Origin of the sequence: Nocardiopsis changdeensis (genome assembly GCF_018316655.1) — a bacterium.
Lineage (GTDB): Bacteria > Actinomycetota > Actinomycetes > Streptosporangiales > Streptosporangiaceae > Nocardiopsis > Nocardiopsis changdeensis.
Genome location: NZ_CP074133.1, coordinates 4,102,751 through 4,126,007, shown reverse-complemented (window position 1 = coordinate 4,126,007; position 23,257 = coordinate 4,102,751). Strand labels below are relative to the sequence as shown.

At 71.0% G+C, this 23,257-nt stretch carries 22 protein-coding genes and 1 pseudogene; 13 read left to right on the top strand and 10 right to left on the bottom strand.

Going from position 1 to position 23,257, the window contains the following annotated elements; genetic code table 11:
* Window positions 1-84 precede the first annotated feature (84 nt).
* The gene (locus tag KGD84_RS19045; protein ID WP_220561773.1) at window positions 85-1,779 is read right to left on the bottom strand and encodes a zinc finger domain-containing protein; all 1,695 of its coding nucleotides are present in this window, start codon (window positions 1,777-1,779) and stop codon (window positions 85-87) included.
* Between the two features lie 112 nt (window positions 1,780-1,891).
* Between KGD84_RS19045 and KGD84_RS19040 the strand changes: the two genes are divergently transcribed.
* Both KGD84_RS19040 and KGD84_RS19035 read left to right on the top strand, forming a co-directional pair.
* Window positions 1,892-2,149, top strand: coding sequence for a hypothetical protein (locus tag KGD84_RS19040; RefSeq protein ID WP_220561772.1), 258 nt, complete (start codon window positions 1,892-1,894; stop codon window positions 2,147-2,149).
* The gene (locus KGD84_RS19035) at window positions 2,149-2,337 is read left to right on the top strand and encodes a hypothetical protein (protein WP_220561771.1); all 189 of its coding nucleotides are present in this window, start codon (window positions 2,149-2,151) and stop codon (window positions 2,335-2,337) included. The genes KGD84_RS19040 and KGD84_RS19035 overlap by 1 nt, the downstream gene beginning before the upstream one ends.
* Window positions 2,338-2,404: 67 nt before the next feature.
* Here the strand turns inward: KGD84_RS19035 and KGD84_RS19030 are convergent, their stop codons facing one another.
* From KGD84_RS19030 to KGD84_RS19010, 5 genes are all read right to left on the bottom strand, one after another.
* Complete coding sequence (locus tag KGD84_RS19030; RefSeq protein WP_220561770.1) at window positions 2,405-4,135, bottom strand: competence protein CoiA family protein; 1,731 nt, start codon at window positions 4,133-4,135, stop codon at window positions 2,405-2,407.
* A 246-nt stretch (window positions 4,136-4,381) separates the two neighbouring features.
* Window positions 4,382-4,744 (bottom strand): hypothetical protein, encoded by a 363-nt coding sequence (locus KGD84_RS19025; RefSeq protein WP_220561769.1) that lies wholly within the window; start codon window positions 4,742-4,744, stop codon window positions 4,382-4,384.
* Window positions 4,745-4,846: 102 nt separating this feature from the next.
* Window positions 4,847-5,317: a tetratricopeptide repeat protein gene (locus KGD84_RS19020; protein WP_220561768.1), complete on the bottom strand. Its 471-nt coding sequence runs from the start codon at window positions 5,315-5,317 to the stop codon at window positions 4,847-4,849.
* A 36-nt stretch (window positions 5,318-5,353) separates the two neighbouring features.
* Window positions 5,354-6,493: a serine/threonine-protein kinase gene (locus tag KGD84_RS19015; RefSeq protein WP_220561767.1), complete on the bottom strand. Its 1,140-nt coding sequence runs from the start codon at window positions 6,491-6,493 to the stop codon at window positions 5,354-5,356.
* Window positions 6,494-6,917: 424 nt separating this feature from the next.
* Window positions 6,918-7,934, bottom strand: coding sequence for a YaaC family protein (locus KGD84_RS19010; protein WP_220561766.1), 1,017 nt, complete (start codon window positions 7,932-7,934; stop codon window positions 6,918-6,920).
* Between the two features lie 813 nt (window positions 7,935-8,747).
* Between KGD84_RS19010 and dnaE the strand changes: the two genes are divergently transcribed.
* On the top strand, window positions 8,748-11,903 hold the full coding sequence (gene dnaE / locus KGD84_RS19005) for a DNA polymerase III subunit alpha (RefSeq protein ID WP_255646653.1): 3,156 nt from the start codon (window positions 8,748-8,750) through the stop codon (window positions 11,901-11,903).
* 166 nt (window positions 11,904-12,069) lie between these two features.
* On the opposite strand, the gene KGD84_RS19000 is transcribed toward dnaE, so the two are convergent.
* The 4 genes from KGD84_RS19000 to KGD84_RS18985 all read right to left on the bottom strand — a co-directional run bounded on the left by KGD84_RS19000 (window position 12,070) and on the right by KGD84_RS18985 (window position 15,043).
* Window positions 12,070-12,768 (bottom strand): 7-carboxy-7-deazaguanine synthase QueE, encoded by a 699-nt coding sequence (locus KGD84_RS19000; protein WP_220561765.1) that lies wholly within the window; start codon window positions 12,766-12,768, stop codon window positions 12,070-12,072.
* Window positions 12,765-13,172, bottom strand: coding sequence for a 6-pyruvoyl trahydropterin synthase family protein (locus KGD84_RS18995; protein WP_220561764.1), 408 nt, complete (start codon window positions 13,170-13,172; stop codon window positions 12,765-12,767). Before KGD84_RS18995 ends, KGD84_RS19000 begins: the two co-directional genes overlap by 4 nt.
* Window positions 13,173-13,991: 819 nt before the next feature.
* On the bottom strand, window positions 13,992-14,192 hold the full coding sequence (locus tag KGD84_RS18990; RefSeq protein WP_220561763.1) for a DUF397 domain-containing protein: 201 nt from the start codon (window positions 14,190-14,192) through the stop codon (window positions 13,992-13,994).
* On the bottom strand, window positions 14,189-15,043 hold the full coding sequence (locus tag KGD84_RS18985; protein ID WP_220561762.1) for a helix-turn-helix domain-containing protein: 855 nt from the start codon (window positions 15,041-15,043) through the stop codon (window positions 14,189-14,191). Before KGD84_RS18985 ends, KGD84_RS18990 begins: the two co-directional genes overlap by 4 nt.
* Before the next feature lie 314 nt (window positions 15,044-15,357).
* Here KGD84_RS18985 and KGD84_RS18980 point away from each other — a divergent pair.
* The 10 genes and pseudogenes from KGD84_RS18980 to KGD84_RS18935 all read left to right on the top strand — a co-directional run bounded on the left by KGD84_RS18980 (window position 15,358) and on the right by KGD84_RS18935 (window position 23,256).
* Window positions 15,358-15,902, top strand: a pseudogene (locus KGD84_RS18980) (ATP-binding protein).
* A 135-nt stretch (window positions 15,903-16,037) separates the two neighbouring features.
* Entirely contained in the window at window positions 16,038-16,559 is a 522-nt protein-coding gene (locus KGD84_RS18975; protein WP_220561761.1) for a hypothetical protein, read from the top strand.
* Window positions 16,560-16,571: 12 nt separating this feature from the next.
* On the top strand, window positions 16,572-17,072 hold the full coding sequence (locus KGD84_RS18970) for an ATP-binding protein (protein WP_220561760.1): 501 nt from the start codon (window positions 16,572-16,574) through the stop codon (window positions 17,070-17,072).
* A gap of 334 nt (window positions 17,073-17,406) precedes the next feature.
* Window positions 17,407-17,856 carry a hypothetical protein gene (locus KGD84_RS18965; protein WP_220561759.1) on the top strand — a complete coding sequence of 150 codons (450 nt, stop codon included), beginning with the start codon at window positions 17,407-17,409 and terminating at the stop codon, window positions 17,854-17,856.
* The gene (locus tag KGD84_RS18960; RefSeq protein WP_220561758.1) at window positions 17,850-18,665 is read left to right on the top strand and encodes a hypothetical protein; all 816 of its coding nucleotides are present in this window, start codon (window positions 17,850-17,852) and stop codon (window positions 18,663-18,665) included. Before KGD84_RS18965 ends, KGD84_RS18960 begins: the two co-directional genes overlap by 7 nt.
* A gap of 168 nt (window positions 18,666-18,833) precedes the next feature.
* A complete protein-coding gene (locus KGD84_RS18955; RefSeq protein ID WP_255646652.1) occupies window positions 18,834-19,328 on the top strand; it encodes a hypothetical protein in 495 nt (164 codons plus the stop codon).
* A gap of 58 nt (window positions 19,329-19,386) precedes the next feature.
* Window positions 19,387-20,226 carry a CpaE/TadZ family protein gene (locus KGD84_RS18950; RefSeq protein WP_220561756.1) on the top strand — a complete coding sequence of 280 codons (840 nt, stop codon included), beginning with the start codon at window positions 19,387-19,389 and terminating at the stop codon, window positions 20,224-20,226.
* A complete protein-coding gene (locus KGD84_RS18945; RefSeq protein ID WP_220561755.1) occupies window positions 20,223-21,554 on the top strand; it encodes a TadA family conjugal transfer-associated ATPase in 1,332 nt (443 codons plus the stop codon). The genes KGD84_RS18950 and KGD84_RS18945 overlap by 4 nt, the downstream gene beginning before the upstream one ends.
* Window positions 21,551-22,390 (top strand): type II secretion system F family protein, encoded by an 840-nt coding sequence (locus tag KGD84_RS18940; protein WP_220561754.1) that lies wholly within the window; start codon window positions 21,551-21,553, stop codon window positions 22,388-22,390. Before KGD84_RS18945 ends, KGD84_RS18940 begins: the two co-directional genes overlap by 4 nt.
* A complete protein-coding gene (locus KGD84_RS18935; protein ID WP_220561753.1) occupies window positions 22,387-23,256 on the top strand; it encodes a type II secretion system F family protein in 870 nt (289 codons plus the stop codon). Before KGD84_RS18940 ends, KGD84_RS18935 begins: the two co-directional genes overlap by 4 nt.
* The last annotated feature ends 1 nt before the right edge of the window (window position 23,257 follow it).

The window sequence follows — 23,257 nt, the reverse complement described above, 5'->3', positions numbered from 1 at the left end:
GGGCGTGGCCTGCGCGCCGGGTGATCGAAAAATCCCCCTCCCATCGTCCGGGTCGGCGCCTGCCCGCCGTGCCCGCTTCGCGCCCTACCGGCCCGGTGCGGAGACCGAGCGCAGGCGTCGTGCGCTGTCGGGGGTGGTGAGCCAGGACCGCCACGCCGCCGCGTCGGTGCCCACCCCGTCGGGGATCCCGAGCCGGGCCAGCGCCCCGGGGTATGCCGCCTCGTACACAGCGTTGGCGGCGGTGGCGTGCTCGGCCGAGCGCAGCAGCCACGGGGCGGGCAGGCGGCGGCACCACAGCAGGTCGGGGCGGTCCTCGTCCCACCAGGCGTCGATGACGCCGCGGTCGATGAGGCCGCAGATCAGGTGCATGCGGTGGCGAGCGCGCTCGCTAGGGGCACGGCCCTCCTCGCCGCGTCCGTCCAGGTTCTCGTCCTCCTTGACCAGGCCGTTCAGGTCCACGACCGGCGGCGGGGTGGTATGGGTCAGGTGCGCGGCCGCCCAAGGCAGCCCGGCCGCGCGCAGCAGGTGGGCGCGGTGGTTACCGTCCCCGGCGACCGCGTAGACGGGTCCGGCCCAGCCGGTGATCCGCTCCAGCTGCACCGGGTCGCCGCTGGTGAACAGGTCTTCGGTGAACTCGGCGACGTCTGCGGTATCAGCCAGGGCGCGCAGAACATCCAGGGGGACCTCGGGTTTGTGGTCGAGCCTTCCCCACACGGGGTGGTCGGTGGCGACGATGAGGTGGGCCGGTACCCACGCGGTCGCCTCCACCGTGGTGTCGGCGTGGTCGCGGTGGGCCGGCGGCGGTGCGGGCGGCCCCAGGGGCAGCCGGCACTGGGGGTGGGAAGCCTGGAGGGTCTCGGTGCGCTCGGCCCACCACCCCGCCAGATCCCGCACCCCGGCCAACTGGTGGCGCAGGGCGGTGCACGCGGCCAGGAACGCCGTGTGCACGGGCTCGTCTCCCTCCAGCAGGTCCTTCACCACGGTGTGGTCGATGAGCGTGCGGCCGGTGCTCTCGACCAGGGGGCGCGGGGCGTGCACGTGGGGCGGGTCCAGCACCACCCGCTGGCCGGGGCCGGCGAACTGGGCGGCGGCCCGGGCGGCCGCGGCGGGGGTGGGGGCGAAACCGTGTGCTGTCCCCACCTGGCGGGAGGTGCCGTCCTCGGGGAGGGGGCTGCGCAGCCGGAACCGGCCGTCGGACCGGTACCCGACCTTCCACACCGGTGCCCCCGTCGGGGGTGCCGGCGCCGCGGTGGCCTCCACCGCGGCGTCGACGCGCTCAGCGCGCAGCACCAGCAAAGCGTGGGCGATCTCGGCCGAGGTCGCCCCCATGTTCAGGCGGCGGCGGATGCGCTGGTCACGGGCGGCGTCGGTGAGCACTTCGACCAGGCCCCGAGTGGTGTGCAGGGCCCTGTCCAGGTCGCGCACCAGGCCGGGGGTGTTCACCCCCCAGTGGGCGGACGCCGCGGTGCCGCGCAGCTGCTCCAGGGTGCGGGCGGCGGTGTCCAGTTCGGCGCGGGCCGCGTCCAGGTCCGGATGCGGTCCCGTGGCGCGCTCAGCGGGCGGGACGGTGTGGTCGGGGGCGGTGACCAGCTCCTGGGCCAGTAGCCACCGCTGGGTGGGGGGCACCCGCGGGGCCAGTGCCGAGACGATGTCGGCGGCGGCCGCGGCCGCGAAGCGGCGCGGGTGCGCCAGGCGGCGCACCGCCTGGGTGGGGGTCCGGCACAGGTGTTGTTCGCCCACCCGGCAGGTGGGGCACACGACGGCGAGGGGGTAGATCATGGCCTCCAGCGTAGGGAGGGCGGCCCGGCCTCGGGGGCACTTCACCGGGGCCGACCGCTCCACGTCGCGGTTTCCTGTGTGGAGCACGGGTTCCCGAGGCAGAATGAGCGGTATGACCACCACACGCCAGCCCCCCGTCACGCTCGTCGGCGTGCAACGGGGTGGTGCTGACAAGACCTCCGCGACCGTGGACCTGGGCGCGTTCCTCCCCGCGGCGGACGATCCCGACCAGCCGCGCCCCACCCTGGTCGACGACGGCCATGTGGTAGGTGGGCGCTACGGCTCGGTGGTGCCGGGGATGGCCGACGATTACGACAGGGTGGTGCTCGACCCGCCGCCGCTGTTCGGCCCTTCGCGGGGCGACGACTGATGCGCCGGCGGTGGCGGGTGCAGACCTGCGCCGACATCGGGATGGGCTCGGTGCTCGTGGCGGGTCTGGCGCTCATGGGCGCTCCGTGGGAGTCCGTGGCGCTCCTGGCGGCGGGTGTGAGCGCGCTCGTGGTGCGCCGGGCCCGGCGCTCACGGGCCAGGGCCGACCGCCCGGTGGCAGTCCGGTAGCGGTCGTGGGAGCGTGGCGGGGCCCGGAACCCGGCGATGGGGTTCTGGGCCCTCGTTCGTGAGCCGGTCAGCTGGTGGGCTGCTCGCGCTCGGGCGGGGCCTGCTCCGGCTGGGGCTGGCGTATCTGCTCCAGCAGCTTGCGGCTGCGCTCGTCCATGCGGGCGGTGGCCAGCAGGCCGCCCTCGGCCTTGGCCTGTGGCGTCGGCTCGCGTCGCTGCCGGGTGTCCCGTTGGGCGCGGCCGCGTTTTCGCTGCGGCTTCTTGTCGTTCTGGCGTGGCCGTGCGGGAGCGGGCGTGGGCGGCGGAGCAGGGGCGGATGGCAGGGCGGGGGAGGGCGGCGGGGCGGGGGTGGGGACGGGCCGGTCGAACAACCCCTGGGGGGAGCGCAGCAACTGCGCCTCGATCTGCTCCCGCAATCCCGCAGGCAGGTCCGCCTGCTCCGTCAGGGACCGCTCCAGCTGGGCGCGCGTGTGGGCGTAGGTGTCGGGCATCCGGCGTTCCTGGGCCCAGCGCAGGGTGTCCAGCGCTTCCCGCAAGTGGGCGTGCCGGCGTACGTCGTGCCGTGCGGGCTGGGTCTGCCGGTCGCCCCTGGCCTGGCCGCGCCGGCGTGAGCGCCGCTCGGGGGCCGGTGTCCACGGCTCGGATCGGCGGAACCGGTCCTTGGGAAAGTGGCGCAGCTGCTGCTTGATCCGGTCCACCAGATCTGTGGGGGTGTCGGGGCGGTTGAGCAGTTCCACCAGGGCGGCGCGGTTGTCCTCATAGGCGCGGCTGTGCCCCTTGGCCTCGGCCCACTCCAGCTTGCCGATGTGGCGCTCCACGTCCTCGCGTAGGGGGTCCCGGGCCTGGAGGGAGGGCCGGTAGGGCTCCACGGTGGGCACACGGCGCGGCACCTCGATGACCTTGGCGCGCCGGGGCTGGGCCTGGGCGGCCTCGCGCAGCAGAGCGCGGGCCTCGGTGACCAGGTGCGGGGGCAGGCTGTGCACGCCCTGCTGGGTGAGCCGCCTGCGGAGCACCTCGGCCAGGGTGCGCACGTTCGCCGCATCGCCCTGGGCCAGTGCCTGGCGCAGGGAGGCCGCCGCCTGTTCCACGGGGTCGGGCGCTGAGGCGGTCTCGGCTACCGCCGCCTGGCGCGGGGCGGGGTTCGAGGGAGCGGGGGTGGCGGGCCGGGAGCGCGTGAGGTGGTCGCCGTGCAGGACGCACTCGGCCAGCGGTACCCACTCGACCTCGCCGGTGCCGTCACGGAATCCGACCTGGAGGGCCCTGTCGTGGTCGGTATCGTCTTCCAACCGGAACAACCGGTGGGGGACACTGTTGCCGACCAAGGCGCGCGTGACGGCTTCGTTCGCGCGCACCAGCCACACGTAGTCGCGCGCCTGGGGCGATTTCGCCAGACGCAGCAGCTCGGGGTCCGGGTCGTGGGTGAACACCAGGCGCAGCGGTTTGCCGCCGGTGGGCATGATCAGCTCGGTGCAGCCGCGCCCCTCCTCCAGGCCCTTGAACTCGGGCGGGGCCTGGACCGTCGCGTCCGTGCCCGGGTGCTCGCGCATCCAAGCGCGCAGGTGGCGGCGGGCGTAGAGGTGGTCGGCGCTCTGTCCGCCCCGGATGTGTTCGCGTCCCTGGGCCATGCGCGCGCACAGGTTGGAGTCGGCGCGATGGGCGAAGTGGGGGATCTTGTCCTCGGGGACCTTCAGGATCAGGCGTCCTCCGCACCCGCCCAGCAGCAGACCGCACCAGTGCGTCTCATCGCGCTCTTTGGCCTGGTCCCGGAACTCTTTGGCCTCGTCGGGGTCGGTGGGCATGTAGGAGGGTTCGTCTGACCCTTTGTGACCGGTCACGGCTGTGCGGACTCGGCGGCGATCCTCGGTGGGCATGTGCGCACAGATAACACAGCGTGCTCAGCCGTGTGGGACTTTCCGGGCAACTGGCCGAATACGGCCACTCTCCGCTCACGCCGGGGCGTTTGCGCTCAGGCCGGCCAGGCGCCGACAGCGGCCGTCGGCTCCGGCGTCGCCGGGGTCCTTCCCGTGTGCCTGCGGACCGGGGGCTCACACGTCGGCCCTGGTCCGCACACTGGATCCGGTCAGTGCGCAGTCGCCGCGGTGGACCGGCCACGTGGTGTGGTCGTCGGGACCGACTCCCGCCCAGCGCAGCACGGCGGCCGCGTTCGGCCCCCGTTCGGGCACCGGCCCTCCGCAGTGGTCGCCGCACTCGCGGGCCAGGTCCCGACAGGCCTCCAGCACGAACCGGTGCAGGATCTCCCGGTCGGCGTCATCGAAGCGCGTGGCGCCGGCGCGCAGGCGGCTCCGGATGTGGTGCTCGCGCAGCAGGAGCGCGTGCTCGGCCTCCTGGACCTGGACGTGGCGGCGGTGGGCGCGTTGGGCATCGCGCGCGGCTTTGGCCACCAGCACGCCGCGATGTATCAGTCGGGAGCCTGCTGGTCGGGGCGGCGTCGCCACCGGCGGACCTCGGCGTGGGTCAGAGGTGCGGTGCGTCCGGCCGAGAGACGGACATCAGCGACCGCCCGCCGCCTTGCGATACCAGGACTCCGCTTCCCCTTCCTTGCCCTGTAGCTCCAGCAGGGCCCCGAGGTTGTTCATGGCGCCGGTGTGTCCGCCCTCGGCAGCACGCCGGAACCAGGGCTGCGCCTTCTTCGCCTTACGCTGGTTCTTCAGCAGGGCCCCGAGGTTGTTCATGGCGTCGATGTGTCCGCCCTCGGCGGCCTTGCGGTACCAGAACTCCGCCTCCTCAAACTCGCCCCGCTGCTTCAGCAGGGCCCCGAGGTTGCTCATGGCCAGGGTCCGTCCGCCTTCGGCGGCCTTGCGGTACCAGGACTCCGCCTTCCCCGCCTCACCCCGGTCGGCCAGCAGGGCCCCGAGGTTGTTCATGGCCAAGATCTGTCCGCCTTCGGCGGCCTTGCGGTACCAGGACTCCGCTTCTTCGACCTCACCTCGGTCCCGCAGCAGGTCCCCGAGGTTGTTCATTGCCAAGATCTGTCCGCCTTCGGCGGCCTTGCGGTACTAGGACTCTGCCTCCTCGACCTCCCCTCGGTCGGCCAGCCGGGCCCCGAGATTGTTCATGGCGCCGGTGTGTCCGCCCTCGGCGGCACGTCGGAACCAAGTCTCGGCTTCCGCAGTCTTACTCCGCTCCCTCAGCCTGATCCCAAGATTGTTCATGGCGCCGGTGTGGCCGCTTTCGGCCGCCTTGCGGAACCAGGACTCCGCCTCCTCCACCTCACCCCGATGGTCCAGCAGGACGCCGAGTTTGATTTGGGCGTCGGTGTTGCCGCCCTTGGCGGCGCGGCGCAGGCGTGCTTCTTCCTCGTCCTCGGGTTCGGTGCGAAGCAGCCTGGTCTTGGCGAGGGGCGGTGGTGCGGCTTGTCCGGTCAGGAGCATGTCCCAGACCTGGCGTGCGGTGGGCCGCCGGGCGGGGTCCTTGTCCGTGCAGGCCAGCACGATGCCCAGCAGCGGGTCGGCCAGGTCCCCGGTCTGGGGCGGGTGGTTCAGCACACGGTTGATGCGCGCGGCCTGGGTGGGGCCGGGGAACGCCGCGGCGCCGGTGGCGGCGTAGACCATCACCACACCCCAGGCGAACACGTCGGCCGATGGTCCCACGGACGTGCCCTCGAGCTGCTCGGGCGCCATGTACCCCAACGTGCCGACCGGGGTGGCCGAGACGGTGTCGGCCTCCAGAGCGCGGGCGATCCCGAAGTCGATCACCCGCGGCCCGTCGGCGGCCAGCAGGATGTTCGCGGGCTTGAGGTCGCGGTGCACCACCCCGGCGGCGTGGATCGCCGCCAGCGCGGTGATGGTCTGCACCGCCAGCCGGTGCAGGTTCCCGCCGGTGCGCGGCCCTTCCTGGTGGATCGCTTGGGCCAGGGTCGGGCCGTCGATGTACTCGGTGGCGATCCACGGCCGTTCGGCGTCGGGGTCGGCGTCCAGGATCTCGGCCAGGCAGAACCCCTGCACCCGGCGGGCGTTGACCAGTTCCCGGGAGAAGTAGCGGCGCACCTGAGGATCGGCGGCCAGGTGCGGGTGCAGCAGCTTGACCGCCGCCCGCCGCCCGTCGGCGTCCCGGCCCAGGTACACCAACCCGAACCCGCCCGACCCCAGCTTCCGTATCAGGCGGAATCCGCCGATCTGCTGTCCCGTTTCGGTCATCGCTACCTCTGTCCGTCTGTTGTACGCCCCGAACCGGGCCGGGCCCGGCTTCCCAGGATTCCCCGCCGGGGGCAGCGAGAGGTCGCGGACAGGTCACAAAGCCCAGCTCGTGCGGGGACCGGGACTTGTCTATAGGCAGGGTCAGCCTGTGGGCTTGCGCTCGGTGCCGGGCTTGTCCGCCTCCGCCTTCGGCTCGGGGCCGGGCGGATCGAACTCATGGTTTCCGAAGCCAGGGCTGGTCTTGGATCTGTATACGGAGGTCTCCTTCCCCTGGGGGCGGCGGGCAGGCCCCGGTGGTCGTGAGGGCCACGGTCGGAAGCGCCCCTGCCACCGAGTTCTGTAATCATCCTCGTGACGGGCCGCTCGAACCTATGGGTGACGCGGTTCCGGTAGCTGGGAACGCCGCCAGTTGCCGAGGTGGGACTCAAGCTTGGACGTCGTCGATAGCCTCCAGAATTAGCTCGGGTAGGACGCCCAGGGACACGCGCAGCAGCTCTTCGATCGGAACCGCGTACGGGCTGGCGTCCACGTCGATGTGGCGGGCCCACTCCACGGGGTGGTAGCGGGCCAGCATCGAAAGCGTGTGCAGGATCGCCCACCAGGCCATGAGCGGGTGCATTCCACGATCGGCTCCTGGTGGTGCGGGGAACAGGTACCGGCCTCCCTGGTAGAGACGGCTTTTCCCGTGCAGGAGGGCGATCCGTTCGGTGTACTTCCTGCCGAGGTCCGCATTCCATCTCAGGTAGACCTCGCCAGAGCCGTCCACATGTGGTTCGTATGCGGGGTCGGCGTCTGGTCCGGGGCCGGTCTTGGCGAAGTCGTAGCCTGCGGCGTCAGGAAACACCGCGAGGTAGTCGTGAAGCGTCTGGTGGTCGGTGGTGGTGATCACCCATGGCGGGAGCGGCCAGGCCGGTACCTGCACCACATCCTGCTCCTGCTCCGGGACGTCGCGGATCTCGATCTGCAGGGGAGTGCGCCGGTCTGTGCTCGGCTCACCGAACAGCCACTCTCCGGTCTCGGGTATGCAGTCCCACAGCTTTTCCAGGGGCACCGCTGTGTCGCCCCACACCGGGGAGCCCAGGATCTTGGACAACCGTGTGAAGCTGCCCCGGTTTTCAGGGCCATCCGTGCGGATCTGTACGTCGGGCAGGGGATCGCGCAAGGTGTCGTTCCGGGGGCTGATGCCGTGTCCGACGAGTTCCCATTTGTCCTGCGCATTGCTGGCGGCGGCTGCGATGGCACGTCCGGCCTGGCTGAGCCCGTAGAACACGGTGATCGGGCGAGTTGCGGGAGCGGCGTCGGCGGCCTGGCGGAACAGCTGTTCGGCTTGTTCCAGGCCGAATTGGTAGGTGACCTTGCGCGGCTTCGGCTTGGCGGTGGGGGCCGGGGGGTTGGCGCGTGTAGCCCGGAGTCGGGCCCAGGCGCTGTCGTTGAAGTGCACGGCCTCAGGCTAAGGCGCGGCTATGCCTCTGCGGGATTCATACCCATCAGGCTCGGGCACGCCCACCGTAAACGCCCGGTCCTGGGGAGGCGGACAGCCCGGAGGATGTGTCTGCGAACCTGTCCCGCCGGTGCACGGGGGCCCGCCGCGCTCCAGGGCCGGGGCCGCGGCGGGCCTGGCTGCTACTTGACCTCGTCGATCAGCTCGGCGGAGGACATCGGGTAAAACTGGGCGTCGTCGTTGTCGTCGCCCCAGCGCGGCGCTACCAGGTGGCCCTAGACCGCCAGGAGCCGAGGGCCCATTCGCCTCGCTAACACAGACCCTCGTCCCCTGGCCACCGATCTCCCTACTGAAGGTCTACTCCCCCAGCCTCGGAAGAGCCACACTGCTCGGTCGCCGTCCGGGGCGGGTTCGTACACGGCCCGCGGGGACACCTGCCCGGGAACGCTCAGCAGCGCCCCCAGCTCCTCCACGGGAACCTTGTAGATCTCCCACCGCTCGCACACGCCCTACACCACCACCCCGTCCCAGCAAGGCGGACCGCCCACGAGGCGCACGACCACCGGGTCCGACTCGTCTCCTGATCCCATGGGTCGATGATGTGGCCGCCCCCACCCGAACGTTCTCAGGACACGCCCGGCCGCGCCGCATCGCCCGCACCACAGGCGATCCCGCACCCCGCCCTGCCCCTGCCCCGCTTCATCGGGGCAGGTCAGAGGCCGCGGCAGGAGTAAGCTTGCGCTACATTCTTCGAACGCAAGTTCGAAAGCGGTGTCCTTCCCCTGCCGCTCACGGAAGAGGAGGGGAGCAGGAGTGCTCGGCAGCCGACCGTTCGCGCATCTGCGGGTCGCCTCGCACTACTCGATGCGCCACGGCACCGCCGCCCCCGCCGCACTGGTCGAGCAGGCCGCCCACCAGGGCCAACCCATGGCGGCCCTGACCGACCGCGACGGGGTGTACGGGGCCGCCGAACACATTGACACCTGCCGCCGCACGGGCGTGCGCCCGGTGCTGGGAGTCGACCTCGCCCTCGCCTCACCCGACGGGGGACGCGTCGTCCTGCTAGCCCGCGGCGCCACCGGATGGGCGTCGGTGTGCCACCTGGTCACCACCGCCCACCACGACGGCGCCGGCCCGGCCATCACCCGCGACCAGGTGGCCGAGCACGCCCACGGGCTGGTCGTGCTCCTGGGGACCGATTCCGATGTGGGCCTGGCCCTGGCCCAGCGGCGCGGCTCCCACGCCCGCGACCTGCTCACCGCCTGGCGGGCCACCGGCGCCGAGATCGTCCTGGCCCCGCATCAGCACGGGGCGGACGGGCAGCTGCACACCGCCCGGTCCCTGGTGCGGATGGCCGACGACGAACGCCTCCTGGCCGTCCTGACGAACACGGTCCGCTACCCTGACCCGGGCGACGCCTCCGTGGCCCAGGCCCTGGACCGCATCCGCCTCTACAGCCCCGGCGGCCACACCCCCGGCCCGCCCACCACCAGCGCCCACCTGGCCGACGCCGCCCACATGGAGGCGGTGGCCGCAGGGGTGTGCGCAGGCGACACCACCCGCGCCCGCCGCCTCATCGCGCACACCCTGGCCCTGGCCGCCTCCTGCGCCCTGGACCCCGTCGCGGACCTGGGCGCGGGACGCATTCACCTTCCCGACCGCCCCGACGCACCCGCCGAACTGCGCTCGCGCCTGGACGCCGGCGCCGCCCGCCTGGGCCTGGACCGCTCCCGGGCCGTCCGCGACCGGGTGGAACAGGAGCTGGCGACCGTCACCCGGATGGGGTTGGAGTCCTACCTGCTCACGATCGCCGACGCGGCCGACGCCATCCGCGCCAAGAACATCCGCTGCTCCGCGCGGGGGTCGGCGGTGGGCAGCATGATCGTGCACCAGCTCGGCATCTCAGCGATCGACCCGCTGGAGCACGGGCTGCTGTTCGAACGGTTCTGCGGCCCCGACCGGCCCATGCCCGACGTCGACCTGGACGTGGAGTCGGCGCGGCGCCTGGAGGCGTACGACGCGGTGATCGCCGCCCACCCCGGCTCCAGCGCCGCGGTGGCGATGATCGACACCTACCGAGCCCGGTCGGCGATCCGCGACGCGGGGCTGGCGCTGTCCCTGCCCACGGTCGAGGTCGAGCGCATTGCCGCCCTGATGCCCCGGGTGCGGGCCTCGCGCATCTGCGACACCATCCGCGAGCTGCCCGAACTACGGGCCATGGACGGCTGGAACACACCGCGCATGCGGGAATTGGTGGATCTGGCGCAACGCCTGTCCGATCTACCACGCCACGTGGCGATGCACCCCTGCGGGCTCGTGCTGAGCGACCACTCCCTGCCCGACCGGCTGCCCACCCGCCCCTCCGGGAGCGGCCACGCCATGGTGATGGCCGACAAGGACGCCGTGGAGTCCTGGACCTGGGGGCTGCTCAAGCTGGACGTGCTCGGGGTGAGGATGCAGTCGACGCTGGCCCATGCCCTCGGCGAGGTGGAGCGCACCACCGGCAAGGCCCTGGACCTGGACGCGATTCCGGACGGCGATCCCGCGACCGCCCACATGATCGCCGCCAGCCGCACCATCGGCTGCTTCCAGACCGAGTCCCCAGGGCAGCGCGAGCTCGTCTCCCGGCTGCGGCCCGCCACCGTCGCCGACCTGACCATCGACATCAGCCTGTTCCGCCCCGGCCCGGTCGGCTCCGACCTCGTCACCGACTACCTCACCGCCCGCACCACCGGCCGCCCGGCCCCCACCGCCCACCCTCTGCTGGAGCCGATCCTGGCCGAGACCGGCGGAGTGATGATCTGGCACGAGCAGATGCTCCGCATCCTCGACGCCATGACCGGATGCGGCCTGCACCAGGCCGAATCCTGGCGCCGGGCCCTGAAAACCCCAGAGGGGCTGCGTGAGGTCGCCTCCGAATTCCACACCGCCGCCACCGCGCAAGGCCACACCCCCGCCACCATCGACGCCGTCTGGGAGCGGCTTGCCGCGTTCGCCGCATTCGGGTTCACCAAAGCCCACGGGGTGGCGTTCGCCCAGGTGGCCTACCAGTCCGCGTGGATGAAACGCCACCACCCTGCCGCGTTCGCCGCCGGGCTGTTCACCCACAACCCGGGGATGTATCCGCGGCGCACCCTCTTGGCGGAGATGCGCCGGTTCGGTGTCCGCGTCCTACCGATGGACATCCACGCCTCCAAGCGCACCTGGCGGGTCGAACAGGTGGATGAGGACCACTGGGGGGTGCGGCCAGCGCTTTCCGACATCGGCTCGCTCACCCCCGCCGAAACCGACCGCATCCTCGGCTCGCGCCCGTTCACGGGCCTGCGCGACCTCATCGTCCGCGCCCACCCCTCCACCCCCGCCTTGGACGACCTCATCCTCGTCGGAGCCCTGGACCACCTCACCGGCGCCGACCAGGACGACGGCCCCGACCGCCGCGACCTGTTACTGCACGCCCACAGCCTGGCCCGCGCCCACCCCCGGTCCGCGGCCGGGGCCGGGCAGCTCGCGCTGGCGACCACCCCGGACCAGGTGCCCGCTGGCCAAGGCACACCGATGACGCACACCGAGCGCCTAGAGGAGGAGGCCCGGATCCTGGGCTATGAGATCTCCGGCCACCTCATGGACCGCCATGCCGACCGGCTGGCCGACCTCGCGGCCCGGCCCCGCCCGCCGCTGGTGGCCGCCGCAGACCTGCACCGGGTTCCCACCGGCACCACCGTCGCCGTGGCCGGTCTCACGATCGCGCTCCAGACCCCGCCGATGCGCTCAGGCAGGCGGGTGATCTTCGCGAGTATCGAGGACCGCACCGGCGTCGTGGAGGCCGCCATGTTCGCCGACGCTCAGGAGCACTCGGCAGGTGTGTTCCGGACCGAGCCCGTCGTGGTGGTGACCGGCCGCGTCCGCCGCTCGGCCCCCGGAGCCCTGCCCACCCTCACCATCACCACGGTGCGAGCTCTCCGACCATGACCTCCACTCGCTTCCTGCTGATTGGTACGAAGAAGTGGGATAGGCCTTACCGAGGCAGACGCAGTATTCGCAGGCTGCGGCGAAGGGGTGGGCGGTGTTGTCGGGGGGCCGTGGCCTCAGTCGGCCTGGATGGACCGGATCGAGTTCCCCGCGAATTCCCGCTTGATCACGGTGACCGGGGGGCGGTTCTCGTCGTCGCCGGCGCCAGGACACGGGTGGTGCGCACCAGATCGTCGGCGGTGGCGCCCTCGGGCATGACGTAGACGGGGCTCAGAGCGAACCGGCTGACGAGCTCGTCGACCTCCTCCAGCTCGTCCGGGGTTCGGGCCACCACCTTGAACACGGCCCGCCCGCTGGCCGAGAAGGTGTTGAGGACGGCGGGAACGATGCGCTTGGCCGCGTCGACACCGGAGGTGGCGAGCTTCGGGGAGACGTTGAAGACCACGCCGTCGACCAGGAGTTCGTTCTGGGGTGCGATCGTGCCGTTGGTCTCGACCTCCACGCGCTTTCCCGCCGCCAGCAGCCGGCGGACGAGCGGGATGAGTGCGCGCTGCTGGAGGAGCGGTTCTCCGCCCGTGACGACCACCAGGCCCACGTCGGTCCTGCACGCCCAGTCCGCCAGTTCGCCCACGTCGCGGCGGTGTGCCTCACGAGTGGGGTCGTAGACGGTCCAGTCCCAGGTGTACTTGGTGTCGCACCAGGAGCAGGTCAGGTTGCAGCGCGACAGTCGGATGAACAGTGCCGGGACACCCAGGCTCGGCCCCTCCCCTTGGAAGGTCGGTTCGACGTCGCCGAAGCATTCCGCGACGATCAACGACGTCCCGTGGCCGGACACGTGCCGGGTTGCGTTGCCGGCGGGGGTCATGTTCCCTCCACGTCGAATCGTGCCCAGCTGCGTGCGGTCTCGCTGACCTTCACCGCTTGGAGGCGTCCGGGGATGTGGGGTTCGACGTGGGTGATGAACCATTCGGCCAGGTACCGGGCCAGTAGTTCGGACGTCGGCTCGACGGGGAGCACCTCGTGCAGGTTGCGGTGGTCGAGCTCCTCGTCGAGGTACTCCTTGAACGGTGCCAGGTCCGCGAAGTCGGTGATGAAGCCCGGCGGGGCCAGGCGGTCGGCGGTGAGGATGACTTCGACCTCGTAGCTGTGGCCGTGCTGCCGTGAGCACTTGTGCTCGGTGGGGAGGCCGGGGAGGCGGTGTCCGGCCTCGAAGGTGAACCGTCTGCCTATCGTGAGGGTGCCCTGCGGGCGGGGCTCGGGGGCGTTCAATTGCCTCTCCTCGCTTCACTGCTGAGAGAGCCGAGCGCTGACGGAACCGGCGGTTCGCGACAGCGAGCGTGGGGACTGCTCCTCACTCTGGCCCGGCCGAAGCCGCGTGGGATCCCCCGCGGGGGTACCCACCACGGGGGCAACGAGCTCGTACGTTTTCGGAAGCGAGCCCTCTCATGTCCGATGCCCCTTACGTTCCGCGCATGTTCCCTGTCTCCGTCAAGGGGGTGATGATCCGTGACGACCGGATACTGCTGCTGCGCAACGAGTGAGAGCCGCCCGGCGGCAAGATCGAGATCGGCGAGATTCCTGAGAAGTGCCCGCCCCGGGAGACCGGGGAGGAGGTTGGGAACCGAACCCACCGGTGTGAGGGCGGAGCCGACCCAGTCGCGGCCGGGATCAGGAGAGGCTCCTTGCCCCAGCTGGTGGTTATCGAGGCGGTCACCTCCGCCGAAGCATTGTCAGCGACGGGGGGTTTCACCGGCGCGCACGCCCTGTACGACGAGGCGCTTTCGCTCGCCGCCCGGCACGGGCTGCCGTACCAGGCGCAGTGCCGGGCGAGAAGTACCCGGGTGCAGAGGTTCGAGGAACTCCACACCGATCCTCGGTCAGGATTGGAGAGCCTACGCCGCTGGGGGTGTTCGCAGGTCGGCTCGCCGGCACCACCGGTCATTGAGCCCGAGTCTCGGAGTACATCGAGGCCTATGCCGCTCCAGGAACGAAGAATCGTGGGTCACGTGATGAACACGGCGGTTCCCAGAGGGGAACCTGGTCCTTGCCGGGCGTCAGCGGCGTTGTGCGGGATTGGGGAGGCGAGGGTCAGCCGCGGACGGAGTGGAGGAAGGCGGTCCACTCGGGGGAGGGGAAGGGCAGGTGTCCGTTGGTGGGGTGCTTGGAGTCGCGAACGGCGGCTCCGCAGAGCAGGTCGGCGACCTCAACGCAGTTGCCGCCGGTATCGCCGCTATAGCTGCTCTTACGCCAGACCAGGCGGAGTTCGGATTCGAGCGGGACCTGAGTCATGAGTACTCCTCCATGATCTCCTGGAGCCGAAGGCGGGACTGCGCGGGCTTGAGAGCCGCGAGGCGCAGATGCTCAAACGCTATCTGGTGCTCCTTGATCTCCATCGGCTGCTCCAAGTAGATCGACCCCGTGCGGTGCTCGATGTAGATGACTCCGGAGTCGATGGTGGCCGGGAAGCCCAGGATCGAGAAGCTGCCCATCATGCCCGGGTGGGCCCCGCTCCGCTGAGGCAGCACTTGGAGGGTCACCTTGGGCCGCTGGGACATCTCCAGCAGGTGGGCCAACTGCTCGCGCATCACCTCGGCGCCGCCCACGTTCCGCTGTAGCGCGGCCTCGTCGAGGACCGCCCACAGCCGTATCGGCTCATCGCCTTCAAGGATCTTCTGGCGGGACATGCGTATGTCCACGCGGCGGCGGATCTCTTCCTCTCCTAGTTCCGCGGTGCCGTTCTCCATCAGTGCCGTTGCGTAGGCGTGCGTCTGGAGCAGTCCGGGAAGGAGCTGAGTCTCCCAGGCGTAGATCTCCGAGGCTCCCTGCTCAAGGCCGAGGTAGAGGGAGAACCACTTGGGGACGGTCTCGCTGTGGTGCTCCCACCAGCCCTTCTTCTTGGCGTTGCGGGCGGCTTGCAGGTAATGCTCCCGGTGGTCCTGCGGGACCCGGTAGAGGTCGAAGAGGATTTCTTCGAGGTCGCGTGTGCGGGGTGGGACGACCGCGGTCTCGATGTAGTGGAGCTTGCCGGTGGTACAGCGCAGGGCGGTGGAGACTTCCTTGCGGCTGAGCCCGGCCTCCTCGCGGAGGCGCTTCAGTTCGTGGGCGAGCCAGCGTCGCCAGACTGTCGGGCTGGAGCCCATGGATGCCACCTCGTGTGTTTTCGGGGTCGGTGCGGTGAACGTTAGCGGAGTTGCGTCCGCTTGCTGGGGGAGTCGGCGGAGAACCTGGCTGGCCAGGTTCGGTGTTCCACTGGCCAACCTCCCATTGAGATCCTATATTGAAAATCAATATTGACTCTCAATGAGCTGAGAGGATCCACGCTCTGGCGCAAGCCCAGTCGCTGCGAGCTTGTGCCCTAGTGCTGCTGCACCTCCCCCTGAACTGCGATCTCATGCTGAGGAGTGTTTTTGCCATGCTCGGAATCGTCTCTTCGCCCCCGCCGATGCCGTTGCCGATGCCGACGCTGCCGGAGGGGACCCTGCCGCTGGGGCAGCTGGTGCCGGAGCGGTGCCGCCACTACTTCAACCCCAACACCCGCAGACTCCACTACAGGGTTCGCTCCTATGAGTTCGGGTCTTCGCCGCAGCTGATGCCGCTGGTGCGGGCGTTTCTGGACACCAGCGCCGCTGAACGCGACGCCGACTACCGGTACCTGTTCACCCTGCTCGGGTCGGAGCTGGCGGCCAACGCGCTCACCCACTCCCGCTCGGGGCGGCCGTTCGGGACCTTCACGCTGCGGTGCGAGCGCTGCCGCACGGGGCTGCACCTGATGTGCGCCGACCAGGGGAGCTCGGACGGGCGCACCACCCCGGACGGGGAGCGTGAACACCTGACCGCCGCCCCTACGGGCTGGATGCGAACACTGAATCGAGGCGAGGGCTGGCGCCGGTAGACGCCTTGGCGACTTCGTGGGGCGACAACGGCATCGCCGACCGCGGGCAGGTGTGGTTCTTCCTCGCCTATGACCTGACCTGCAACCCCTGGGCCACCGTGGCCTGAATCGATCCGGGTGGGAAGCGCAGCCCAAGGCCAATGACACCCACCCCCGGAACAACCGAAAACACAGGTGCCCCGACCAGTGCTCCCACACAGGGCCGGGGCGCGATCACCACCTGAAGCAACCAGGAGGAGACCGTGGAACACCCTACTATCGGCCGTCACCGGCGGCCCTGCGACAGCATGGCCGGGCGCGTGTGGGCCTTGGCCGCCGCGCTGCTGGCCACCGCCTTGGCCGCACTCTTCAGCCCCCGCCTGGACCGGCTTCCCCGTCGGGTCCCGCGCGCGTTGTCCACAGCGCCGGCCCCCAACAGCGTTTCCGGACGTGACGGGCGAGGTGGTGACCTGCTCGCCGATCCGACCGGCTTCCCCGAACAGCGTGCCTGGGAGAGCGGAGCGTCCGCCGCCTCGACCCGTTGGGAGCAGGCCTACCGAGAGCGCTTCACCCCCTTCGAGGAGGACAGGGCGGACGTCGACCCCGATTGGAGCGCCGGGGCCCTGGTGCGTCCCTACCTTGCACGAGCCACTGTTCCCCGGCCGCGTCCGGCCGAGCCGGAGGACTACCCGGCCACGCCCCCGGCGGCAGACTCCGACCCGGCGGAGGACGAGTTCGCCGAGCTGACCGACCGCATCCGCGTCTACCTGGCCCAGCGGGCCTGAACGGGGGATTCCATGACCAGGCTCGTACTCTCCCCGCCCGCCGCGGCCCGCACCTGGTGGGAGCACCGTACCTACCCCCGAGTCCTGCCCCATGTCGGGCGGGCCCGTCACGACCTGGCGCGAGACCTGGCCGGTTTCGACACCGACACCATCGACACCGCCCTGCTGTGCCTGGGTGAGCTGGCGGCCAATGCCGTGGAGCACACCTCCGGGCCCTGCTTCCACCGAGCCCTGGCCCTGATCGATGAGCGCATCCTCTGGCTGGCCGTGCTCGATGACGGCGGAGCGGTCGGCTCGCCGCACATCCCTGAACAGGCCACCGAGGACCTGTGGCGTACCTCGGAGGACGGTCGGGGCCTGATGCTGATCCAGGCTCTTGCCGTGGAGTGGGGCTCCTACACCCTGGGGCCTCGCGAGAACACGACCATCCTGGGCCGCGCGGTGTGGGCCGCACTGCCCATTGAGCCCGGTGCGATCCCGGCCGACCTGCCCGCGTTCGTCCTCACTCCCTGAGTAGCGTCCTGTCTCATGGGCGGTGTTCCTTCGGGGACACCGCCCATCTGGCCGTCTGCGCCGTTCCGCTGCCGCTTCCCTTTTCCTGGTTGTGTTTTCGCAGGCAGTCGGGTTGGACATCCCTGAGCGGTGAGTATGGCGACAGTTTTTCTCCCGCGAGCTACTCAGAACCGCTTGTGCGAAGCGCGGTAGGCGCACTACGTTCACTCAAGTCACTAAGAGTGACGATCAAATCACTCAAGGGAGTGCCTTTCTCGTGCGTGCGTTCGTGCTGTCCACGTTGTGCCTGGTGCTCACCGCGGCATGTTCCGGAACTCCCGAGAGCACCACCTCCATGGCCGAACCGTTGGCCCGATCCGCAGCTCCCCTGGCGGAAACGGAGGCCACGACACAGCCTTCCGAAGAGCAGGCGGTCACCGCCTACCGGGATTTCTGGGACGCGCTCGTGGTCGCCTCCGCCGAGATGGACCCCGATCACCCCGATCTCACGGAGCACGCCACGGGACAGGCACTGGAACTCGCCCGCCACGGTGTCCAAGGCGTCGCCGACGCGGGCAAGGGAATGGAGGGCGCGCCGGAACTGCACCCCGTGGTGGTGTCGGCCTCCCCCGAAGACGAGCCCACGGTCGTGGAGATCGAGGACTGCCAAGGAGGCGGCGACTGGACGGTCATCGGCGCGGACGAACCGGAGTCCGACAACGTCCTCGTCACAGCGACGGTCACCCGCGACGTGTTCGACTGGTGGGTCACCGAGATGCGCATCTGGGGTGAGGACACGTGCTGACCTCGCTCGTGTCGGCCGGAGCGTTCGCTGCGGGGGTGGCTGTTTCCGGGATTCCCATGCTTCCGATGGACGACAGTGCCGGATTGCGCGGATCGGCGGTGTGCGGTCACCACGGAGGGCCGGGCTGCAGCGCCACGGCCACCGCCCAACACGGCACCACTTCCTCTCCCAGAGGAGGAGACCCGGCCTCTCCGACGGGATCGGGAAGCGGACTTCGCCTCGTCGCGCAGGTCGCCTGCACCTCGTGGCGAGAACACGACGCCGAACAGGAGTGGACGTGCTCGGCCGGCTCCATGCCCGCACTGGCCGAACCCGTTTTCGTCGATCCGCGCATGGTCGCCGAGCAGGCCCGCGCCACCATGACCCTGCCTTCGCCTGATCCTGCAGCCTCCCCGGAATTCGGCATGGACACGGTCGTCGGCTTCCCGGTGTGGCTGTGGATGGCCCCTGCCTTTTGGGAACCGGTCAGCGCTACCGCCGAGGTCTCTGCCGGATCGGTCACCGTCACCGCCACCCCCGACCGTGCCACCTGGCACCTCGGCGACGGCACCACCCTGACCTGCGAAGGCCCAGGCGCCGTCTACAACCCCGACCGGCGCGAACCGGCAGCCCCTTCACCCGACTGCGGTCACATCTACACCCGCGCCTCGCACCGGGAGCCCGACGGCACGTTCCCCGTCACCGCCACCGTTGTCTGGACGGTGACCTGGTCGACCACCAGCGGCGACGGCGGCACTCTCGACCCGCTCACCACCACCGCCCGCCGCGCATTCAGCGTGCGTGAGGTGCACGCCCTCGTCACCGACTGATTCGCCCTCCGCCACCGACGAAAGGCCGCCGAACCCGTGACCACGATCTCCGCACCACCGGATTCGAATCAATCCGACCGGAAAAGCAGGAAAATCCGCTTGACCCCTACCCGAACCCGTCGGTGGAAGCGCCCCCTCGCCGGCATCACCGCAGCCGTTCTGGGAGGAGTGATCGCTGCCTGGGCGGCCGGATACGAGGAGGAGCGCACCCCCATGCTGATCGCCGCCACCGATCTCGTCCCCGGTGAGGTGCTCACCTCCTCCCACGTTCGCATCGTCCACGCCCTGGGCGTGGAAGGCCTGGACCTCGCCACCACCGAGAGCGCTCTCGGAGCACCGGTCGCTCTCCCCGTGCCCGAGGGAACCGTCCTCACATCCCCGATGTTCACCGACACCGCTTCCTGGCCCGCACCCGGGAACACGGTGGTGTCGATGCAGACCACCCCCGGCATGCTCCCCGCCTCGGCCGGTCCGGGCGCACCGCTGCTGCTCATGAGCGCCGAGACCGATCCGGTTCCGGCGCGGCTCCACGGCTCGGGGGAGGAGGGGGAGACGTCGGGCTCCCGTGTCATCGAGCTGATCGTTCCCGAGGACCGTGCCGCCGATGCCGTTCACGCTCTGGAGGGCTCCACCGCCCGCTTGGTGCTCACCCCCGAACCCTGATCGTCATTCCCGCTCACCCCGTCGCCCACGACAACGACCGAACACGAAAGAGAAGACGATGATCATCGCGGTGTGTTCGCTCTCCGGAGCACCGGGCGTCACCACCCTGGCCACAGCCCTCGCGGCCATCTGGCCCGCCGGTCCGCTCACCGTTCCGGTTCTGGTGGAGGCCGACGTCAGCGGCGGGGACCTGGCCGTATGGCACCGCATCGAAGGCCGACCCGGGCTGGTCTCCCTGGTCGCCTCCGTGCGCTCGGCCGCCGACCTCATCCAGGTGCGGCAGAACGGGGTCCGCAGGGCCCTGCTCGGCCATACCGCCGAACTGCCCGGCGGTCTGCGGGTGCTGACCGCACCCGCCACCCCGCATGAGGCCACGCCCGTGGTGGACGTCCTCGCGCACCGCAGAGCCGTTCTCGACGGCGGCGTCACCGTCCTGGACCTGGGCCGGGTGATGCCCGGGACCGCGGGCGCCCGTCTGCTCGCCCACGCCGATGCCGCGGTCGTCACCGTTGACGGCGACGACCCGGCACAGCTCCACCGGGTCGCCCGCTGCCGCGACATCCTCGACGCCCTCACCGAGAAGGGCGCCGTGGTGGGTCTGGCCGTGCGGGGGAACCGCTTCACCTCGATCGAGATCGAGACGACCACCGGCCACCGCGTGTGGGCCCACCTGCCCCACGACCCCACCGGGGCCGGCTACCTGCGCGGTGAACGCACCGGCCCCCGCGGCCCGCGCGAACGCTTCGCCGCCTGGTCCCACACCCGGCGCGACCCCGACGCCGTCACCTGGATGCCTCTGCTGGCCGCCGCCCAGCAGCTGGCCGATCGGATCGACGACCTGTGCGCCGACACCACGGCGGCGCGCACCGCCGCCCTCATCGAGGCGGGTGCCGCATGACCCCGACACCTTCCTCCCCACAGCCGGCCCCAACGGCCCTGCGCCACGTTCCCGAGCACGTACGCGACCTCGCCCACCACTGGGCCGACCAGGTCACCGACACCCTCGTGCGCCGGTCAACGGACGGCGACCACCTCGACCCTGGACAGACCTCCCGGCGCGAACGCGCCGACTCCCTCGTGTCCGTCCTCCTGGAGGAGCACGCCTGCCGGGCCCTCACCGGAGCCGCCCATCCCCTCGACGAACACGAGGAGGCGTGGGTCCGCACCCGCGTCCTGTCCCAGGTATGCGGCCTCGGCCCCCTGGAAGAGCTGCTCGCCGAACCCGGAATCCGCGACATCCACATCAACGGCACCCGCGTCTGGGTCGACTTCGGCGGCGGACAGCGCGAAGAGCGACCGCCCATCACCTCCACCGACACCGAACTCATCGCCCTCGTCCAACGCCTCGCCGCCCAGGCCCCTGGCGGCGAACGCCGCTTCGACGCCTCCGCACCCCTGCTCAGCATGGAACTGACCGACGGCGCCCGCCTGTCCGCGGTCATGGGCGTCTCCCGCCACCCGGCCGTCACCATCCGACGCCACCCCGAACGGGAACTCACCCTCACCGACCTGACCGCCTCCGGCATGCTCACCAAACCGGTCCGCGCCCTGCTCGTCGCGGCCGTCCGCGCCCGCCTGAACGTGGTCATCGGCGGAGCCACCGGATCGGGCAAGACCACCCTGCTGCGCGCCCTGGCCCGCCACATCCCGCACGACGAACACGTCATCACCATCGAGGACGCCTACGAACTCGCCCTGGACTCCGACCCCGACCGCAACTGCCTCGCACTCCAGGGCCGCCCGCCCAACACCGAAGGGGCAGGGGAGATCACCCTCGCCGACCTGCTCCGCCACGCCCTGCGCATGTCACCCGACCGGGTCATCGTCGGCGAGACCCGCGGACAGGAAACGGTCGCTCTGCTGCACGCCATGACCATGGGCACCGACGGCTCCATGGCCACCGTGCACGCCTCCTCCTCAGAGCAGATCCTCACCAAACTCGCCACCTACGCCAACCAGGCACGCGACCGCCTCACCCTGGAGGAGAGCGCCATCCTCATCTCCTCGGCGGTCCACCTGGCCGTCTACATCGACACCGACGCCCACGGCACCCGCCGCGTCGCCGGCATCCGCGAGATCGTCGGCTGCGACGGACCCCGCGTGGTCACCAACGAAATCCACACCGCGGAACACGGGTTCGTCCTCCCGCTGAGCCCGCCCTACGCGCGCAAGCTCGTCCGCACCGGCTTCGACCCGACCACCCTGCTCACCGGGAGCGGCGCATGACCACGATGCCCGTCGCCGCACTGGGCGGAGCCGCCGTCGGCGTGGGCCTGGTGCTGCTCGCCCCCACCCTGCCCACGCTCTTGTCCGCCCTCCGCTCCCGCCTGAACCTCACCGGTCCGGCCGGACTGCGGATCGCCGCGGCGGCCGGTGCCGGGACGATCACCTGGACCCTCACCTCCTGGCCGGTCGCCGCGCTCCTGGCCGCACTCGCCCTGTGGTGGCTGCCCCGCCACCTGGCCCCCGACCGCACCGTCACCGCCGAGGCCGACCGCATCGAAGCGGTCGCGGCCTGGGCCGAGCAGCTCCGCGACCTCATCAGCGCCTCGGCCGGACTCCACCAGGCCATTCGCGCCTCCGCCGGCACCGCACCCGCACCCATCCGCGAGGATGTATGCGGCCTGGCCGACGATCTCACCGCAGGCCAGGACCTCGACCGGGCACTCGTCGAGTTCGCCCACCGGGTCGACAACGAGACCGCCGACCTGGTCGTCGCCGCGCTCACCATGGCCGTCCAACGCCACGCCGCCGACCTGGCCGCGCTGCTGGGCACACTCGCCGAAGCCGCCCGCGACCGCGCCGCCATGCTCGTCCGCATCCAGGCCTCCCGGGCCCGCACACGAACCTCCGTACGCATCATCACCGCGACCTCCCTCACCATGGCCGCCAGCATGGCCGTCCTCAACGGCCCCTTCTTCGCGCCCCTCGGCTCGGCCGGCGGACAGGTCGTTCTGGCGCTGGTCGGGGCGCTGTGGGCGGCCGCGCTCGGGTGGCTGTCCCGCCTGGCCGAACCACCGCACACCGAACGCCTGCTCAACACCGCAGAGGGGACCCGATGAACGCCTTCGTCGCCGCCATGGCCGGAGCCACCGCCGGAGCCGGGCTCTGGTGGACCGCCTGCGCCCTGAGCCGCCCCGGCCTCGCGGAACTCCTCCCCACAGAAGAAGGAGAAGCCGTCGAAGCGTCGACGCGGCAGGGTGCGAGCGGAACGGGAGCAGGGATTCTGGCCCGGATCGGCCCCCCGGCCGAACGCCTCGGCAACGACCTCGCCGCCTGCAGCCAGGACCTCGACACCTACCGGGCCCACCAGATCGTCGCCCTGCTGGGAGCGGGCACCGCAGCCGTCCTCCTGGTGTCCCTGGCCGCACTGCCCGAGTTCCCGCTCACCATCCCGATCGCGCTCCTGCTCGGAGCCGTCCTCCTGGCCTCAGCGGTCTTCGCACCCGCCCTACTCCTGAGGTACCGCGCCGAGCACCACCGGACACAGCTGCGCCAGGCCACCTCCGCCATCGCCGACCTCACCGGCATCGCCCTCGCCGGAGGAGCAGGAGTCTCCACCGCCCTGTCCTCCGCCACCCGCGCAGGAGCCGGGCCCGCCTTCACCCGGATCCGCCACTGCCTGCGCGAAGCCGACCTGCGCGCCCACTCTCCCTGGGACGCCCTCGCAGGCCTGGCCCACCACACCGGCGTACGCGAACTCGACGACCTCGCCGCCTCCCTGCGCCTGGCCGGCACCGACGGCGCCCGCGTCCGCACCTCGGTCCAGGCCAAGGCCGCCACCCTGCGCACCCGCCGCCTCGCCGCCCTCGAAACCCGCGCCCACCAGGCCACCGAACGCATGACCCTGCCCGTCATGCTCCTGATCCTCGGGTTCCTCCTGCTCATGGGACACCCGGCCATCGTCCACGTCACCACCGGCTTCTGAC

Excerpts from the sequence above, each read along its gene's own strand:
- KGD84_RS18990 (WP_220561763.1), bottom strand. The coding sequence starts at position 14,192 with ATGACTCAGGTCCCGCTCGAATCCGAACTCCGCCTGGTCTGGCGTAAG.
- KGD84_RS18965 (WP_220561759.1), top strand. The coding sequence starts at position 17,407 with ATGGCCGAACCGTTGGCCCGATCCGCAGCTCCCCTGGCGGAAACGGAG.
- KGD84_RS19045 (WP_220561773.1), bottom strand. The coding sequence starts at position 1,779 with ATGATCTACCCCCTCGCCGTCGTGTGCCCCACCTGCCGGGTGGGCGAA.
- KGD84_RS19015 (WP_220561767.1), bottom strand. The coding sequence starts at position 6,493 with ATGACCGAAACGGGACAGCAGATCGGCGGATTCCGCCTGATACGGAAG.
- KGD84_RS18940 (WP_220561754.1), top strand. The coding sequence starts at position 21,551 with ATGACCACGATGCCCGTCGCCGCACTGGGCGGAGCCGCCGTCGGCGTG.
- KGD84_RS18945 (WP_220561755.1), top strand. The coding sequence starts at position 20,223 with ATGACCCCGACACCTTCCTCCCCACAGCCGGCCCCAACGGCCCTGCGC.
- KGD84_RS19035 (WP_220561771.1), top strand. The coding sequence starts at position 2,149 with ATGCGCCGGCGGTGGCGGGTGCAGACCTGCGCCGACATCGGGATGGGC.
- KGD84_RS18935 (WP_220561753.1), top strand. The coding sequence starts at position 22,387 with ATGAACGCCTTCGTCGCCGCCATGGCCGGAGCCACCGCCGGAGCCGGG.
- KGD84_RS19000 (WP_220561765.1), bottom strand. The coding sequence starts at position 12,768 with ATGACCCCCGCCGGCAACGCAACCCGGCACGTGTCCGGCCACGGGACG.
- KGD84_RS18970 (WP_220561760.1), top strand. The coding sequence starts at position 16,572 with ATGACCAGGCTCGTACTCTCCCCGCCCGCCGCGGCCCGCACCTGGTGG.
- KGD84_RS19040 (WP_220561772.1), top strand. The coding sequence starts at position 1,892 with ATGACCACCACACGCCAGCCCCCCGTCACGCTCGTCGGCGTGCAACGG.
- KGD84_RS18985 (WP_220561762.1), bottom strand. The coding sequence starts at position 15,043 with ATGGGCTCCAGCCCGACAGTCTGGCGACGCTGGCTCGCCCACGAACTG.
- KGD84_RS18950 (WP_220561756.1), top strand. The coding sequence starts at position 19,387 with ATGATCATCGCGGTGTGTTCGCTCTCCGGAGCACCGGGCGTCACCACC.
- KGD84_RS19020 (WP_220561768.1), bottom strand. The coding sequence starts at position 5,317 with ATGAACAACCTCGGGGACCTGCTGCGGGACCGAGGTGAGGTCGAAGAA.
- KGD84_RS19030 (WP_220561770.1), bottom strand. The coding sequence starts at position 4,135 with ATGCCCACCGACCCCGACGAGGCCAAAGAGTTCCGGGACCAGGCCAAA.